The organism is Microbacterium sp. T2.11-28, from assembly GCF_950097975.1.
Lineage (GTDB): Bacteria > Actinomycetota > Actinomycetes > Actinomycetales > Microbacteriaceae > Microbacterium.
In genome coordinates this window covers 45968-61811 of record NZ_CATNHF010000032.1, presented here as the reverse complement: position 1 = coordinate 61811, position 15844 = coordinate 45968, and the positions used below count along the sequence as shown (strand labels likewise).

The 15844-nt window shown below is 68.6% G+C and carries 15 protein-coding genes; 4 read left to right on the top strand and 11 right to left on the bottom strand.

Annotation, left to right across the window (positions count from 1 at the left end; translation table 11 throughout):
* The first annotated feature begins 29 nt into the window (after window positions 1–29).
* From QQZ13_RS15630 to QQZ13_RS15620, 3 genes are all read left to right on the top strand, one after another.
* A complete protein-coding gene (locus QQZ13_RS15630; RefSeq protein ID WP_284530448.1) occupies window positions 30–398 on the top strand; it encodes a hypothetical protein in 369 nt (122 codons plus the stop codon).
* A gap of 635 nt (window positions 399–1033) precedes the next feature.
* Window positions 1034–2008, top strand: coding sequence for a cytochrome c biogenesis CcdA family protein (locus tag QQZ13_RS15625; protein ID WP_284530446.1), 975 nt, complete (start codon window positions 1034–1036; stop codon window positions 2006–2008).
* The gene (locus QQZ13_RS15620) at window positions 2005–2607 is read left to right on the top strand and encodes a peroxiredoxin (RefSeq protein ID WP_284530444.1); all 603 of its coding nucleotides are present in this window, start codon (window positions 2005–2007) and stop codon (window positions 2605–2607) included. The genes QQZ13_RS15625 and QQZ13_RS15620 overlap by 4 nt, the downstream gene beginning before the upstream one ends.
* A gap of 78 nt (window positions 2608–2685) precedes the next feature.
* Here QQZ13_RS15620 and QQZ13_RS15615 read toward each other — a convergent pair whose 3' ends face one another.
* From QQZ13_RS15615 to QQZ13_RS15565, 11 genes are all read right to left on the bottom strand, one after another.
* Window positions 2686–2997 carry a thioredoxin family protein gene (locus QQZ13_RS15615; protein ID WP_284530431.1) on the bottom strand — a complete coding sequence of 104 codons (312 nt, stop codon included), beginning with the start codon at window positions 2995–2997 and terminating at the stop codon, window positions 2686–2688.
* Between the two features lie 218 nt (window positions 2998–3215).
* Window positions 3216–3455, bottom strand: coding sequence for a DUF2933 domain-containing protein (locus tag QQZ13_RS15610; protein ID WP_005049609.1), 240 nt, complete (start codon window positions 3453–3455; stop codon window positions 3216–3218).
* Entirely contained in the window at window positions 3452–3697 is a 246-nt protein-coding gene (locus QQZ13_RS15605; RefSeq protein ID WP_231478653.1) for a hypothetical protein, read from the bottom strand. Before QQZ13_RS15605 ends, QQZ13_RS15610 begins: the two co-directional genes overlap by 4 nt.
* 86 nt (window positions 3698–3783) lie before the next feature.
* Complete coding sequence (locus QQZ13_RS15600) at window positions 3784–4926, bottom strand: cell wall metabolism sensor histidine kinase WalK (protein WP_284530426.1); 1143 nt, start codon at window positions 4924–4926, stop codon at window positions 3784–3786.
* Window positions 4923–5633, bottom strand: a complete 711-nt coding sequence (locus QQZ13_RS15595; RefSeq protein WP_284530424.1) for a response regulator transcription factor — start codon at window positions 5631–5633, stop codon at window positions 4923–4925. Before QQZ13_RS15595 ends, QQZ13_RS15600 begins: the two co-directional genes overlap by 4 nt.
* 614 nt (window positions 5634–6247) lie before the next feature.
* Entirely contained in the window at window positions 6248–7777 is a 1530-nt protein-coding gene (locus tag QQZ13_RS15590) for a multicopper oxidase family protein (protein ID WP_284530422.1), read from the bottom strand.
* Window positions 7770–10352, bottom strand: coding sequence for a heavy metal translocating P-type ATPase (locus tag QQZ13_RS15585; RefSeq protein ID WP_284530421.1), 2583 nt, complete (start codon window positions 10350–10352; stop codon window positions 7770–7772). Before QQZ13_RS15585 ends, QQZ13_RS15590 begins: the two co-directional genes overlap by 8 nt.
* Window positions 10349–12802, bottom strand: a complete 2454-nt coding sequence (locus QQZ13_RS15580) for a phosphoketolase (protein ID WP_284530420.1) — start codon at window positions 12800–12802, stop codon at window positions 10349–10351. Before QQZ13_RS15580 ends, QQZ13_RS15585 begins: the two co-directional genes overlap by 4 nt.
* A gap of 58 nt (window positions 12803–12860) precedes the next feature.
* Window positions 12861–13721, bottom strand: a complete 861-nt coding sequence (locus QQZ13_RS15575; protein ID WP_284530419.1) for a F510_1955 family glycosylhydrolase — start codon at window positions 13719–13721, stop codon at window positions 12861–12863.
* 117 nt (window positions 13722–13838) lie between these two features.
* The gene (locus QQZ13_RS15570) at window positions 13839–14453 is read right to left on the bottom strand and encodes a DUF305 domain-containing protein (protein ID WP_284530417.1); all 615 of its coding nucleotides are present in this window, start codon (window positions 14451–14453) and stop codon (window positions 13839–13841) included.
* 99 nt (window positions 14454–14552) lie between these two features.
* Window positions 14553–15017, bottom strand: a complete 465-nt coding sequence (locus tag QQZ13_RS15565) for a DUF6153 family protein (protein ID WP_284530415.1) — start codon at window positions 15015–15017, stop codon at window positions 14553–14555.
* Window positions 15018–15304: 287 nt separating this feature from the next.
* On the opposite strand from QQZ13_RS15565, the gene QQZ13_RS15560 reads away from it, so the two are divergent.
* A complete protein-coding gene (locus tag QQZ13_RS15560; RefSeq protein ID WP_284530414.1) occupies window positions 15305–15661 on the top strand; it encodes a DUF6153 family protein in 357 nt (118 codons plus the stop codon).
* Window positions 15662–15844 lie beyond the last annotated feature (183 nt).

The following is a 15844-nucleotide window of genomic DNA, read 5'->3' as shown; positions in this document are numbered from 1 at the left end:
CAATTCCGCCCCGTGCCGGAAAAGCGTGGGTGTTGAGCTTCTGGCAACGAACCACGGAGGGAGTGCGGGTACTCGCCCGCACGGGCAGCCTCCGCTTCCTCAGGCTGATAGACATCGTTGTCGCAACCGGCTCCGCTCTCATCCTCGTGAACAGCGTCGTGTACATCAAGAGCTTCCTCGCTCTCGACGACGGCGCATTGGCCATCGCATACGCCGCGTACGGAGTCGGCTCATCGATCGTTGCGTTCGACACGGCTCAAATTGTCGACGCTGTTGGAGTTACGCGCACGATGCTCGGCGGAGCTGTCCTCGTGCTCGTCGGTCTCGCGAGTGGCCTCGTCTTCACGATAGTCGCGGCGATCGCGACGACCCTGTGGTGGCTCTTGCTGGCCGTGTGAGCGATACTCAGCGCCGGCACCTCTCTGATCAAACGCCGTCAGCGCGAGTACTTCTCGCGGCTTCCACGGACGATAACCGCAGTCTCGTCTGCACAGCACCGTTCTCGCTGTCCCACGCAAGTCTCCTCGTCACCTATCCCATAGCCGGATGGCTCGGCGCGCTCAGCCTCGTCGTCGCCGTGGGCGTGTTGTTGACGGTCGGATTCGTTGCAGCATCCGTGGGTGCGCGCACCCACGCGCCTCTCGGCTAGAAGCCCCAACGTCGAAGACGATTCAGCAAAGCTCTTCACGGAGCCTTCATCAGAATCCAACGCAATCTCCACACTCGCTGACGAGCCTAGGACTGTGAATGATCGATCTCCCGTGGTGCCCAGCCGTCCGCAGGTCCAGCTGGTGTCCTCCGCCGCCTGCGGACACTGTGCTGACGCCGAACTCGTGCTCGAGAGAGCCCGCGCTCAAGGTCTTGTCGACCTTGAGGTGGTCGATGCCGTATCAGCTCGGGGAGCTGCCCTTGTCGCTCAGTATCGACCGGCGATGTTCCCTCTGATCCTGCTCGAGGGGGAGTTCTTCAGCGCTGGACGACTGCCGCGCGGACCCCTTGCGCGCGTTCTCGGCGTGCCGCGAGCTCGTATCTGATGGGCAGTGAACTCCTCGCGACCGGGTCGATCCTCGCCGCCTTTCTCGCCGGCGGCGTCGCGTTGTTCGCGCCCTGCTGCATCGTCTTCCTCGCCCCCAGCTACCTCGCCGCCGCCGTGAAGAACCGACGCTGGAAGCTGCTGCCGCTGACTTTCGTCTTCGCCGCCGGACTCGCGGCTGTTCTCGTCCCGATCACTGTGGGCGCCAACTTGATCGCCGGCGCCATCGCCCGCTACCACGCGGTCCTCTACTGGGCCGGCGGGCTTCTGATGATCGGGCTGGCGATCCTGGCCCTGTCCGGCCGGATGTGGTCCATGCCCGGGATGCTGCGAGCCCCCAGCGCGGGGAGGAGCGACACGGCGACCTTCTTCAGCCTCGGCGTGTTCTCCGGCATCGCGTCGAGCTGCTGCGCGCCCGTGCTCGCAGGGGTGATGACACTGTCCGCCCTGTCCGGATCACCGGCAGGTGGCACGGTGCTCGGCCTTGCATATGTGTTCGGGATGGTGCTCCCGCTGTTCCTCATGGCGCTGCTATGGGACAAGCTTCCCAAGGGCGGACAGTCGTGGCTGCGCGCCAAGCCGGTGCGCCTGCGGGTGGGGCGTCGGATCCTCGCGACGAACACCGTGAACCTGATCGTCGCGGCCGGATTCGTTGCGATGGGCGTCGCAGTGATCCTGCAGGCCGGTGCGACCGATATGACCGGCGGCGGGTCGCAGTCAGGGGTCGCCGCGTGGCTGACCGATCTGTTCGCGTTCGTCCTGCAGTGGACGGCGCCCATCCCGGACCCCGTTCTGGGCGCCGCCCTGATCGGGTTGGTCGGCATCTTCGTGCTCGTGACGCTCCGCGATCGTGGCCACGACACACCCCCCGACCCACCCGACGGAGGCGACTCGCCCGAGACCACGGGACGCGCTATCGACGCACCGGACCCCGTCGCTGACCCCACACCCCGACCCACGGAGAGCACCCCATGAACCGCAAGACTCGCGAAACGGTCAGCGCCCCCGCCCGCACCCGCCGGCAGAGCCCCCGCTCACGGACACGGATCTGGGTGACCGCCTCGGCCGTTACCGTCGGCGCCGTCCTGGTCGGGTACGGGATCTACTCCGCCATCCCCGAGGCGGCCCCGGTCGATGTCGAAGCCGCCGCAGACTTCACGCTGCCCGCTACCGATGGGAGCACGGTCAGTCTGAGCGATCTCCGCGGCGAGACGGTGGTGCTGTACTTCAATGAGGGCGCCGGATGCGGTTCCTGCACCGCACAGATGGCCGCGATCGAGAAGAACCCGGGCTTCGCCGAAAAGGACATCACCGTCCTCCCCATCGTTATGAACCCGGCCGCGCAGATCCAGGCGGACATGGACGCGTTCGGCGTCACAACCCCGTACCTGCTCGACGATGGGACCGTGTCGGAGGCCTACGACGTCCTCGGCAGAGGCATGCATGCCGGTCTTCCCGGTCACGGGTTCGTGCTCATCGACGCCGAGGGGAACGAGCGCTGGCGCGGCGATTACCCCTCGATGTGGCTGGACCCCGAGGAGCTCCTCCACGAAGTGCAGGAAGCGCTGGGATAGACCCCTGCGCGACCGCGACACCCACCGAGACCCGCGAGGCGAAGGCCGGGCTCTGGCGAGGAGGCCCCCGTGCGCGAGTCACCGTGCGCGAGACGCGATCGCGTCTATGAGCTGCTCGGTGGTCGGCAGCCCGGCGAGCCCAGTCGGGGTCGCGTAGACCCGGCACGCGACGTCCGAGGCTGGTTCCCCGCCGGGGAAGAGGTCCGCGCCGTCGAGAAGGATCGTCGGCGATCCGGCGAACCGCAGGCGGGCGGCTTCCTCTCCGGTCGTGACGACTCGGAGCCGGATGGGGGTGTCGCCGAAGCCCGTCGCACGGAGGGCCGCCTCGAGTCGACGGCGCATGTCGACCCAGCTCGGACAGTCGTCGATGTGCAGGAGCTCGATGTCCATGAGTCCGTTCTCCGCCGGGATTCTCGTCACTGCAGCGCCGGTACCTCGCTGCGACGGGGCAGAGGGCGTTGCCGGGTCCCCCCAGTCTGCTCCCCCGGGCTGGCAGCGAGGGAAGAGCGCCGTGGACAGTAAGGCACCCTCACCCCCGCCGTTCATCGGCGAAGGTGAGGGTGCGGGTCAAACGGGCCCCACCGATTGGGCGGGGTGCCTCAGCCGGATCAGGGAAGGCGCTCGTGGTTGTCGCGTGACGGGGCATGCTGGTCGTGCGCCGAAGTCGACGGCTCTCCGTGGCCGTGCGTGCCGTGCCTGTTCATGAAGTACATCATGGCGATCATGCTGAGCGGGCAGGCGAGCAGCAGGGCAAACGGCAGCGCCTGGGCGAGATCGACGCCGAACGCGACCAGGCCGACGAGGATGATCGTCGCGGCGCCGGCGAGGAGAATGAGGTGCTTCTTCATCGTGTTCCTTCATTGTTGACGGGCGCCGAATCGTTCACAGCGGCCCGGATGGACTGGTAGGTGGGAAGGTCGATGTCGCCGCTTGCTAGACGTGCGTCCAGCAAGGACTTCGCGTCGCTCGGTGTCTGCGGGGCGGGGAAGATGCGTTGCACCGCCCAGACGACGACTCCGATGACGATCCCCCACCCGGCGACCATGGCGATCCAGCCGACGACATCCATCTGCCCGCACCACACGCTCACGACCGCCTCCTCAATTCACCGGCGGGGTTGCCGTCCTTCCAGACTGGGCGGCGCAGATCAAGGACGCGCCGTGGTCTGATGAAGAATCACTGAAGGTGCGCCCCCCGCGCGGCGTCCTCCCCATCGAGGGGCAGTTCGATGAGGAATTCTGCGCCGTGGCCCGCGCCCGCGCTGTGGGCGGTGACGGTTCCGCCGTGCGCGTGCACGAGGGCGCGGGTGATGCTGAGGCCGATCCCCGACCCGCCGTGCGCGCGGTCCCTGGCAGCGTCCACCCGATAGAACCGCTCGAACAGGTGCGGCAGGTGTGCCTGGTCGATGCCTTCCCCGTTATCGGCGACGACGAAGCGCACCCCGCTCGGGGTGGGCGCGGCGCTGACGCGGACGGTGCCGCCAGCAGGGGTATGCCGCAACGCGTTGTCGAGAAGATTCGCGAACACCTGCCCGAGCCGGTCGAGGTCCACGGGCAGGTCCGGCAGGTGCGGCGCATCGACGACGAGGGTCACGCCGGCGGCGGCGTAGGCGCCGGCGGCCGCTGCCGCCGCCGCCGAGAGGATCGCCCCGGGTGCAAGGGGTTGCCGGTGCAGGTGCAGGTTACCGCTGTCGACACGGCTGACGTCGGAGAGGTCCGCGGAGAGCCGGGTGAGACGGGACGCCTGTGCCCGCAACACCGCGGTGGTCGCGGGAGTGAGCTGCTGCACGTCGTCGTCCAGCGCGTCCAGGGTGGCCGCTATGGTGGCGACCGGCGTGCGCAGCTCATGGGCCACGTCCGCCGTCAGCCGCCGGCGCAGCTGCTCGTCTCGGTCGAGACGATCGGCCATAGCGTTGAAAGCACGCGCGAGCTGGTCGAACTCGGCACCGACCCCGGGCGCTGTCACACGGGTATCGAAGCGACCGGCGGCGAGACGTGTCGACGCCTCGGCCATCGTGCGCAACGACGCGCCGATGCGGCGCGCGAGGAAGACACTGGCGGCGACGGATGTCACCGTGGCGGAGCCCAGAGCGATGGTCGTCGCGAGCGTGCTCGCGGATCGGAAGGCCTCCTCCGCGTGGCCGATGGCGTCTTGGGAGGCCCCTCCCGACTCGGTGACGTGTTGGAGGAACAGGGCCGGGCCGACGAGAGTCGCGACGAGGAACGCCGTGAGCCCTCCTGCGAAGACGACCAAGGTCATCGCGATGACAAGACGCGCGGCGATCCCGCGCACCACAGGCGCACCGGCGGCGATGATCATCGCCCCGGCCCCATCCGATATCCCACCCCGCGGACCGTCCGGACATACTTCTGCTCGGTGGCCGTGTCGCCGAGCTTCTGCCGGATGTGCAGAACATGCACATCCACGAGGTGGTCATCGCCGACCCACTCGCCACCCCACACCGCGTTGATGAGCGCCTGGCGAGTGAACACCTGACCCGGGTTCAGCGCCAACGCCGCCAGCACGTCGAACTCGATGCGCGTCAGCGGCACCGGGCGTCCCCCCAGGGACACTTCGCGCCCTCGAACGTCGATCGCCAACGCGCCAAACGAAACGAGCGGGGCAGTCCCTTCCGCAGCCGCGGCGCGCGGACGCCGCATCATGACCCCGATGCGGGCGACGAGCTCGCGCGGGCTGAACGGCTTGGTCATGTAGTCGTCCGCTCCCACCGACAACCCGATCAGCATGTCGACCTCGTCGACTCGGGCCGTGAGCATGAGGATGTAGCAGTCCGAGAAGGTGCGTATGCTCCGGCAGACCTCCACCCCGTCCAGGCCAGGCAAGCCCAGATCCAACACCACGACAGCAGGATCCCGCTCGCGCGCCAAGCGCACCGCCGAAGGCCCATCGGCCGCCGACGCGACCTCGAACCCCTCGCGCTCCAGGTATCCGGCGAGCACGTCCGCGAGCGCCTCTTCATCGTCGACGACGAGCGCGCGGCGGCGATCTGGCAAGTGGCTGCTCATGACTGTGTGCCCTTTCGCAACACGATCGGGATCGAATTCGCCGCGATCGGACTCGAAGAAGGCATCACAGTGGCGTGCGGTCCGTAGTACTCAGCGGCAGCGCGCGAGCGACGCGTGGATGGCGATCGAGTGGGCCAGCAACCTGCGTGATCCGATCCCAGCCGGTCCCGACGACGGCCAGCCCTCGCGAGCCCATACCCCAGCGGCGGTCCTCGGGACAGCGGTCCCCCGGGAGATTCGACCGACTAGGAAGCACGTCGGCACCCACTTTTCTTGCGTCGATAGCGCCCGGCTCGGAAGAGAGATCCCCCTGTGTGAGGGGCCGGGTCACGACCATGACACGATTCTCGGAGTCGACTCCTATCTCGCCTGATCCCGGGAGCGAATGGCGTTGACGTTCCGACTCGACCATTGCGACGAGGATCGCATAGAGGAGGGCTGCAACAACCAGGGCGGTCGCGATCAATCCCACTCTGAAAACAGTCTTGTTCATGGTGGCTTCCTGTATCTGCTTGGGAGTGTCGTCCGGCCATCGCAGCGGCGGCAATGTGACGCTGGTGACGCGCCGTCCTAAGTCGTCGTGGCCCTACGGGCTTTCCGGAGTCATGGAATGATCAGGACCGGTACCCGACCAACGCGGTCATACCGGACTCAGCGTGGTAGATGTTGTGGCAGTGAGCGACCCACAGGCCCGGGTTGTCAGCTTCGAAGTCCACTTTGAGGGTCTGACCGGGCAGAATGATCGAGGTGTCTTTTCGTGGGCCTCCATCCGGGTGCTGGTAGGTGTGGCCGTGCAAGTGGAAGGGATGCCACATTTTGGTGTCGTTGAGAATCTGCAACTGGACGCGTTCCCCTTCGTTGATTGCATGGGCGTCGCGCATCGGGTCTCTCACATCGAACCGCCGTCCGTCGATCCCCCAGTCATATGCCTGCATCCCGCCGGTGAGGGCCAGGTGAATGATCCGGTCGGGGGTTGTGTCCCTCAACGAGACATGTGCGGCGGCTGTGAGGTTCGTTGCCAGTCCAACCCTGCCAGCGCTCAGTTCGGGAATTGTAGTCCCGCTCACCGGCGCCGTCCCCGCGCCGGTGCGTAGAACGGCCAGGGCCCGATCCTGCTTGCCTTCCGCCTGGGCAACGATCGGGAACGCCCCATCATTGAGGCGGACGAGCAAGTCGTAGCGCTCTCCCATCCCGATCAGGACGCTATCGACCACAGCGGGCACAACCGGGAACCCGTCGGTGTGGGTGATGGTCAGGCTGTGACCACCGATCGCGAACCGGAAGGCGGTGTCGCTGCCGGCGTTGATGATCCGGACCCTGACCCGGCTCCCGGGGGTGCCGGTGAACTGAGCGGGGTCGGCTTTGGGTTTGCCGTTGATGAGGTAGTGCGGGTAGTAGACGTCGCCGGCGTCGCCGCCGAGCAGGTCGGAGGTGGCACCCATCAGCAGGTTCCCCATCCGCATGAACATGTCGCCCATCCCGCCCATGTCTCCCATGCCCTTCGAGAGGTCGGTGAGGACCTGGTCCGGGGTGGCGGTGACGCCGTCGAGCCAGTCGTCGAGGATCAGCACCCATTCGTCGTCCCACGTCACCTTCTCGTCCGGGTCGTCGATGATGAGCGCACCGTAGAGGCCGTGGTCCAGTTGCGGGCCGACGTGGGGGTGGAACCAGTAGGTGCCCGGATGCGGGGTGACGAACTCGTATGCGAACTGTCCGCCCGGGGCGATGGGGGCTTGGGTGACCGGAGGGACCCCATCCATGTCGTTGCGGAGGGCGAGTCCGTGCCAGTGCACGGAGGTGTCCGCGTCGAGCTGGTTGCGGACGGTCGCTTTCAGCGTGTCGCCTGCGGTGAGCCGGATTACCGGGGCCGGGATACCTCCGAACGCCCAGGTGGCGGCGGCGGTACCGGCCAGGTCGAGCGTGGTGGGGGCGGCGGTGAGGTCGACGGTGGTGACTCGGCCGGTGCCGCCGCGGTTCTTCTCCGTGCCGGACACCGCTGCGCCGGTGGGTGTCACCCATTGCGGCGCGGGGGTGCAGGAGGCGAGCACGGCTGCCGCGACGGCGCCCAGTCCGAGTCCGAGCACACCTCTTCGGGTCAGCAGCATCGGTGAGGACGGTGTGGGAGAGAGCGGACGGTCAGGCATGTTCGGGCTCCTTCTGCATGGTCGTCGCAGCGGGCGCCTGGGCGGGCAGGCGGAGCCGCTTGAGGAGGAGGGCGTTGACGGCGACGATCACGGAGGAACCGGACATCGACAGGGCGGCGATCTCCGGGGACAGCATGATCCCGAACGCCGGGTAGAACACGCCGGCGGCGATGGGGAGGGCGGCGGCGTTGTATCCGATGGCCCAGCCCAGGTTCTGCCGCATCTTTCGCAGTGTGCCCTTGCCGATCTTGAGTGCGATCGCAACATCGAGCGGGTCCGAGCGCATCAGGACCACGTCGGCGGTCTCGATGGCGACGTCGGTGCCGGCGCCGATCGCGATGCCGAGGTCGGCCTGGGCGAGGGCGGGGGCGTCGTTGACGCCGTCGCCGACCATCGCGACCTTCTTGCCCGTCTTCTGCAGCTCGGCGACCTTTGCGGACTTGTCCTCGGGGAGCACATCCGCGATCACGGTGTCGATGCCGAGGAGAGCGGCGATCCGGTCGGCGGTGGGCTTGTTGTCCCCGGTGAGCATCGCGACCTCGACGCCCTGCTCGTGGAGAGCGTCGATCGCGGTCTTTGCGGTGTCCCGGGGTGCGTCGGCGAGACCGATGATCCCGGCGACTTGCCCGTCCACGGCGAACAGGATCGCGGTGCGGCCGGACCCAGCCAGGTCCTGCTGAGCGGCCTGCACCCCGCTGATGTCGATCCCCTCCCCGGTGAGAAGGCGCGGGTTGCCGAGGACGACCTGTCGACCGTCGACGGTGGCGATCGCGCCCTGCCCGGTGACGTTTCGGAACGCGGTCGCGGTGCGACGGGGGATGTCGCGGGCGTCGGCGTAATTCACGATCGCTTTCGCCAGAGGATGCTCGGATTCCCGCTCCAACGCGACCGCGAGGGAGAGGGTCTCGAGGTCGTCGCCGCCGACGGGGATGTAGTCGGTGACCTCCGGCTCCCCCTTGGTGAGGGTGCCGGTCTTGTCGAACACGACCGTGTCGATGCGGGCGGCGGTTTCGATCCCGGATGCGTTCTTGAACAACACGCCCCGTTTCGCGCCGAGCCCGGTGCCGACCATGATCGCGGTCGGCGTCGCCAATCCGAGGGCGTCGGGGCAGGTGATGACGACGACGGTGATGGCGAATAGGATCGCCATCGGCACCGCAGCGCCGGCGAGCAGCCACACCAGGAAGGTGAGGGTGCCGCCGATCAGGGCGACCAGGACCAGCCAGAACGCTGCCCGGTCGGCGAGGCGCTGTCCGGGGGCTTTGGAGTTCTGCGCCTCCTGCACGAGCTTCACGATCTGCGCCAACGCCGTGTCCGACCCGACTTTGGTGGCTGTGACGCGGAGGGTGCCGACGGTGTTCACGGTCGCTCCGATCACCTCCGACCCGGGCGCTTTGTCCACCGGCATGGATTCGCCGGTAACCATCGACTCGTCCACCTCGGACTCTCCGGATTCCACGACACCGTCGGTGGGGATCTTCGCCCCCGGCCGCACCAGCATCAGATCCCCCGGGACGACCTCGCTGGTGGGGATCTCGACTTCCTGCCCGTCACGGATGACGACCGCCTGCGAGGGTGCGAGCTCCAGGAGGGTGCGGATGGCGTCGTTCGCGCCGCCGCGGGCGCGCATCTCCACCCAATGCCCCAGCAGCACGAAGGTGGCAAGCACGGTGGCGGCTTCGTAGAACACTTCACCGCCGCCGGTGAGGGTGACCGCGAGGGAGTACAGCCAGCCGGCGCCGACTCCGACCGCGACGAGCACCATCATGTCGAGGGTCTTCGCGCGCAGCGCCCGGTAGGCGCCGTCGAAGAAGATCCACGCGGAGTAGAAGATCACCGGCAGCGACAGGATCAGCATGAACACGTCATCACGTAGCCCGAACGGGGCGGGCACCTCGAATCCGATCACCTCCCGCCCGATCGGAGACCATAGGGTGATCGGGATCGACAGGATCAGCGCGACCAGGAACCGGTTGCGCATGTCGCGGATCATCGCGTCCATCGACATCCCGCCGTGGTGCCCGCCGTGGCCCATCATTTCCTGCGCACTGTGCCCCGACGCTGCACCATGATCGTGCCCACCCGCGGCCGCGGTGTGACCGGCGTGCTCACCGGCATCCGCCGTCGTCGACGGTGCGTGCGTGTGGTCGTGGCCAGCTGCGTGGTCGTGGACGGGGTCGTCGAGATGGCCTGCGTGACCCTCGTGGTTTGCGTGACCCGTGGGATCCGTGTGGACCTCGTGCGCGTCGTGACCCGCGTGCGGTTCTTGTGCGCCGTCGGCTGAGGGGCCGGCGTGGTCGTGGGCGCCGTGGTCATGTGAGTCGCCGGTGGGAGGGCAGATGTGGTCGGGGACGGACTGGCCGGCGCAGTGGTACCCGCAGTCGATGACCCATTGCTGGAGGTGGGCGACCGAGGTGGTCTCGGGGTCGTAGGTGACGGTCGCGGTCTGTGAGACCGGGTTCGCGTCGACGGCGATCACTCCGGGTTGTCGGCCCAGGTGGGCTTCGGTGACGTTCTTGGAGGTCGCGCGGATCATGCCGCTGACCTGCAGGGTCACGGTTCTGGTGTCGCTCATTTCGGTTCCTTCCCGATGGTGGAGTCGGTGGTGTCGGGGTGGGGCCAGTGCCAGTCGGCGACGGCGGGGATGTCGGTGCCGTGCTCACGGGTGTGGGCGCGGGCATGCAGGCGGGCGTCCTGCAGTTCCTGCCGCAGCTCCGCGTGGCGGGCGGCGAGACCCGGGACGTGGTCGAGGACGTCGATCGCGAGCCGGTACCGGTCGAGGTCGTTGAGCATGACCATGTCGAACGGGGTCGTGGTGGTGCCGCGCTCCTGGAAGCCGTGCACGTGCAGGTTCTGGTGTCCGGCGCGGTTGTAGGTGAGCCGGTGGATGAGCCACGGGTAGCCGTGGTAGGCGAAGATCACCGGCTTGTTGGGGGTGAAGATCGCATCGAACTCCCGGTCCGGCAGCCCGTGCGGGTGCTGGTCCTCGGATTGCAGCCGGGTCAGGTCGACTACGTTCACCACCCGCACTCTCAGGTCGGAGACGTGCTCGCGCAGCAGCGCCGCGGCGGCGAGGGTCTCGAGGGTGGGGACGTCGCCGGCGGCGGCGAGCACCACATCCGGCTCCGTGCCCTCGGTTTCCGTGCCCGCCCACGGCAGGATGCCCAGCCCGCGGGTGCAGTGCTCGATCGCCTCGTCCATCGTCAGCCACTGCGGGGCGGGCTGCTTCCCGGCGACGACGACGTTGATGTACCCGGCCGAGCGCAGGCAGTGGTCGTAGGTGGACAGCAGCGTGTTCGCGTCGAACGGCAGGTAGACGCGGACGATGTCGGGGCTCTTGTTCAGGGCGAGGTCGATGAACCCGGGGTCCTGGTGAGAGAACCCGTTGTGGTCCTGCCGCCAGACGTGGCTGGAGAGCAGGTAGTTGAAGCTCGGGATCGGGTCCCGCCACGACACCTCCCGGGCCGCTTCGAGCCATTTGGCGTGCTGGTTGAACATCGAGTCGACGATGTGGGTGAACGCCTCGTAGCAGTTGAACAGCCCATGCCGGCCGGTCAGGACGTAGCCCTCGAGCCAGCCCTGGCACTGGTGCTCGCTGAGCACCTCCATCACCCGCCCAGTCGGGGCCAGGTGCTCGTCGACGGGCTCCACGGCCGCGTTCCACTGCTTGCCCGTCGCCGAGTAGACGGGTGGGGCGAGTCGGTTGGAGGCGGTCTCGTCCGGGCCGAAGATGCGGAAGTTGTCCGGATTGTCCCGGATCACCCCCGCCAGCCAATCCCCCAACGTCCGGGTCGCTTCGCCGGTCGACGCCCCGCGCGCGGCGGGGTCGACGGGGTGGGCGTGCTCGCGGAAGTCCGGGAGCCGCAGCGGGATCGTGAGTTGTCCGCCGTTGCCGGCCGGGTTCGCGCTCATCCGCCGATCCCCGTCCGGGGCGATCGCGACCGTGGTCGGGCGCGGGGCGCCGATCACGTCGAACAGCCCGTGCGGACGGTAGGACGCCAGCCAGTCCTCGAGGATCCGCAGGTGCTCCGGATTGTCGCGGACCTCGGCGAGCGGCACCTGATGGGCCCGCCAGGTGCCCTCCACCGGCAGACCGTCGATGATCTTCGGGCAGGTCCACCCCTTCGGGCTGCGCAGCACGATCGCCGGCCACGCCGGCCGCCCCTCCAACGTCCCCGCCGCCGCGGCGGCCTTGATGTCCGCGATCTCATCCAGTACCGCATCCAGCACTGCCGCGAAGGCCGCGTGGGACTCACGCGGGGTTTCCCCATCGAAGCCGACCGTGACGACGTGGGGGTCGTGGCCGTAGCCGCGCAGCAGCGCGACCAGCTCTTCCTCGGGGATGCGGGACAGCACGGTCGGGTTGGCGATCTTGTACCCGTTCAGATGCAGGATCGGCAGCACCACCCCGTCGTGGGCGGGGTTGAGGAACTTGTTGCCGTGCCACGCGGTCGCCAACGGCCCGGTCTCTGCCTCCCCGTCACCGATCACGCAGGCGACCAGCAGGTCGGGGTTGTCGAACGCCGCCCCGTAGGCGTGCACCAGGGAGTAGCCGAGCTCGCCGCCCTCGTTGATCGACCCCGGCGTCTCCGGGGACGCGTGCGAGGGGATCCCGCCGGGGAAGGAGAACTGCCGGAACAACGCCCGCAGCCCCTCTTCGGTGCGGTCGATGCCCGGGTAGCGTTCGGTGTAGGTGCCGTCCAGGTAGGCGTTGGCGACCATGCCGGGTCCGCCGTGCCCGGGCCCGGTCACGTACAGGGTGTTCAGGTCGCGGTCGCGGATGGCACGGTTCAGGTGGGCGTAGAGGAAGTTCAGGCCCGGGGTGGTGCCCCAATGGCCCAGCAGCCGCGGCTTGATATCGTCCCGGCTGAGGCGGTGGCGCAGCAGCGGGTTACCCTGCAGGTAGATCTGGCCGATGCTCAGATAGTTCGCCGCCCGCCACCACGCATCCACCGCCGCCAACTGCTCGACGGTGGCATCAGTGGTGCGGTGCGCCCACGCGGGGGGTGCCGGTGTGGGGGTCATGGTCGGTCTCCTTCCGATCCGCGGCCGCTCGGGTCGCGCCAGGTGCGAATGACGGGGGTCATGGTGTTGCCGCCGGGATGAGAACGGTGGCGGTGGTGTCGCGGATCCAGACCACGCCGCGGTCATCGACCAGGACGATCGCACCGTCCCCGGTGACCCCGAGGGCTTGGACGGTTCCCGTGGTGGTGCCGACGTTCTCCCAGCCGGTGCCGACTAGGCGTCGCAACGTCCCGTCGGTGTCCACTCCGACCACCCCACCGGTTGGGTCGGTCTCCACCAGGTACAGCAGTGGCGCGTCCGGCGCCGGGGTGAAGGTGGCGCCACCGTCGGTGCTGTGCTGCAGCCCGTCCTGGGTGGCGGCGTACAGGGTGCCGTCGGTCGCGGCGGCCAGGTCGACGGCGGGCAGCTCGGCACCGTCCGCCCAACTCTGCCCGCCGTCGCTGCTGGTGCGCAGCAGCGGGCGGGAGGATCCGATCCCGTACAGGGTGCCGTCGCCGGTGACGGTGAGGACGTGGAAGTCCTCTTCCCCGGTGAACGCGACCGGTTCCCACGAGGCGCCGGCGTCGAGGCTGCGGATGATGCCGAGGTTGGGGGCGCCGAGCTCCGCCGGGGTGGACGGGCCGGGGTGCCCGGACGCGTAGAGGGTGTCACCGGTAGCGGTCAGTCCCATCGCGTCCAGGTCGATGCCACCGACCGGGCCGGTGACGGTGCCGTCCTCGCCCAGCGTGTACAGGCCGGTGTGGGTGCCCAGCAGCACGGTGCCGTCACCGGCGTCGACGATGCCGTGCACATGCCCGAACCCGGCCGCGGTGCTCGCGGGGGCATCGGGCTCCGCAGGGGTGGTGCTGCAGCCCGTGAGCAGCAGCGCGACGGTGACGGTGGCCGTGATCGCCAGTCTGCGGGTGGTGGGAGAGATCATGAACGGAGAGCCTTTCCGTGCGGGTACGCCGGATACCGGTGACCGCACAGGGGTCGAGGGTGGGGACTCGGACGGGACCGGCATCGGGAGCGCGGGTCCCGTCCGAGGGGTACCGGGTCAGAGGCTGGCGAGGATGTCCTGCATCGTGGTGATCTCGGCGGTCTGCCCGTCGATGATCTGCTGCGCGAGGGCGGCCACGTCCGTGTTCTGCCCGTCGGTGAGCACCGACTGCGCCATCGTCACGGCGCCCTCGTGGTGGGCGATCATGCCGTTCAGGAACAGGCGGGTCGCCTCGACCCCGGTCGCGGCATCCAAAGCGGCCATGTCGTCCTCCGACATCATCCCGCCGCCCATGTCCATGCCATCCATTCCGGACATGGAGTCGTCGTACGGGACGCCCCACTCCTCCAGCCAGCCCTTCATGGTCTGGATCTCCGGGTCCTGTGCGGCCTTGATCTGCTCGGCGAGGTCCACCACCCGCTCGTCGATGCCGTCTTTCGCGAGGATCTGATCGGCCATCTCGATGGCCTGCTGGTGGTGCGGGATCATCATGGTCACGAACATCTCGTCCGCGGCGTTGAACGTGGCGGCGGACGGGGACGGGGCGGTGCTGGTCATCCCCCCAGGGCCGTGGTCCATGCCGGGCATGGTGCCGTCGGTGGGGGCGCAGCCAGCGAGCACGAGCACGGTGGCCAGGGCGCCGGCGGTCAGCGCGAGAGTACGAAAACGCATCAGGGGTGTCCTTATCTAGTCAGTCGGTGAGGGTCTGATTCACTGCCCGGGAGGGCACGGTGCAGCATCCCCAGCGGGGTCGCCGGGGTGCAGACGGACTCAGGTACGACTGATGGACAGGACAAGCAGTGAGGGCGGGCGGGGGTGCGGCAACCCGGCCAGCAGCATCCGGGTTTGGGAGCGGGCACGCGCGACCGCGCGGGTGAACAGGCCCCGGAACGTCGGGACGAGCAGGACGATCGCCGCGGCCAGCAGCGCCAGCACGCACACCATCATCAGCACCGAATGATCCGGCACCCCCGCAGGGGTGCCGCACCCGTCCTGACAATGACCCCCCGCGGCCTCCGCCGCAGCTGTGGTCATCGACGTATCGGCGGCTCGTGTGGCCCCGACCGGGCTGTGCGTGCTCATCGCGCTGGTCTCTGATGCCAGGGCGGGCTGGTGGGAACCGGTCAGGATGTGCATGGACAGCAGCCCGGTGATGATCGCCAGGGCGATCGGAGCGGCCAGCAGGAGCCGTCGCACCCCGGGGCTCAGACGCGCGTGCGAGCGAATCACGTTCACGACCGACCTCCTTCCCGTCCAGGGTAGCGGTGCCCTGCCTCCGCGACACGGTCAGAACACCACGCACGGGGCGAGGCGCCCTCCCACCCAGCATATACCCATCCGGGGTATCCGGGGGGGGGACGTGTCGCGGTCGCCCGCGGCCGCCGATGAGACCCGCCTCGGAGACGGCTACCCGCCAGGGGTATGCTGGCGACATTGAGGAAGGAGCGTCGACGGTGAATCAGTTGGTGGCGCGACGGCGGGCACTCGGGTCCCGGCGCGCCCTGTGGTTCTACCTGGCCGCGGTGACCGCGATCATCGCGGGGCTGCTCGCGATGCACTCGCTGAGTCTGGAAGAGGACCAGGCGGGCGCTGTCGTCGCCGCCGCCGTTGCGGCTCCCGACACCGCCGCCGACATCCTGGTCAGCGGGGTGGTGACACCCTCGTGCGATGAGACGGTCTGCGGGACGTCTCATGCTGTAGCTGCCGTGACGTGTCTGCTCGCGTTGCTGACCCTGCTCATCCTGGTGTTACCCGCCCGGGACGGATGGATGTCGCTGCCGGCGTGGCTGCGATCCCTCCCCGGCAGGTCGGCCTCGTGCACGTCCAGGTCGGCTCTTCTGCGGCCCTCCCTGATCGTTTTGTCGATCAGTCGCACCTGATCAACGCTCAGCTCGCGCCCGCCCTCTAAGCCACCGCTGGCGCGTCCCGTCTGCGTGATGCCGCCGACGGCCACGATGTGCGCCCCGAAGCGCGCCCCGCCTGCAGCACCGTGTGTGACCCGATTCAGGATTATCGCCGCCGAAGCGGCACACTTCCCGGCCGCACCTCCTGGTTGGACCGTG

Bases quoted from the DNA above. Each gene is read 5' to 3' on its own strand.
- QQZ13_RS15575 (WP_284530419.1), bottom strand. From the start codon at position 13,721: ATGATCTCTCCCACCACCCGCAGACTGGCGATCACGGCCACCGTCACC.
- QQZ13_RS15615 (WP_284530431.1), bottom strand. From the start codon at position 2,997: ATGGACATCGAGCTCCTGCACATCGACGACTGTCCGAGCTGGGTCGAC.
- QQZ13_RS15610 (WP_005049609.1), bottom strand. From the start codon at position 3,455: ATGAAGAAGCACCTCATTCTCCTCGCCGGCGCCGCGACGATCATCCTC.
- QQZ13_RS15590 (WP_284530422.1), bottom strand. From the start codon at position 7,777: ATGCCTGACCGTCCGCTCTCTCCCACACCGTCCTCACCGATGCTGCTG.
- QQZ13_RS15570 (WP_284530417.1), bottom strand. From the start codon at position 14,453: ATGCGTTTTCGTACTCTCGCGCTGACCGCCGGCGCCCTGGCCACCGTG.
- QQZ13_RS15585 (WP_284530421.1), bottom strand. From the start codon at position 10,352: ATGAGCGACACCAGAACCGTGACCCTGCAGGTCAGCGGCATGATCCGC.
- QQZ13_RS15580 (WP_284530420.1), bottom strand. From the start codon at position 12,802: ATGACCCCCACACCGGCACCCCCCGCGTGGGCGCACCGCACCACTGAT.
- QQZ13_RS15600 (WP_284530426.1), bottom strand. From the start codon at position 4,926: ATGATCATCGCCGCCGGTGCGCCTGTGGTGCGCGGGATCGCCGCGCGT.
- QQZ13_RS15620 (WP_284530444.1), top strand. From the start codon at position 2,005: ATGAACCGCAAGACTCGCGAAACGGTCAGCGCCCCCGCCCGCACCCGC.
- QQZ13_RS15595 (WP_284530424.1), bottom strand. From the start codon at position 5,633: ATGAGCAGCCACTTGCCAGATCGCCGCCGCGCGCTCGTCGTCGACGAT.
- QQZ13_RS15625 (WP_284530446.1), top strand. From the start codon at position 1,034: ATGGGCAGTGAACTCCTCGCGACCGGGTCGATCCTCGCCGCCTTTCTC.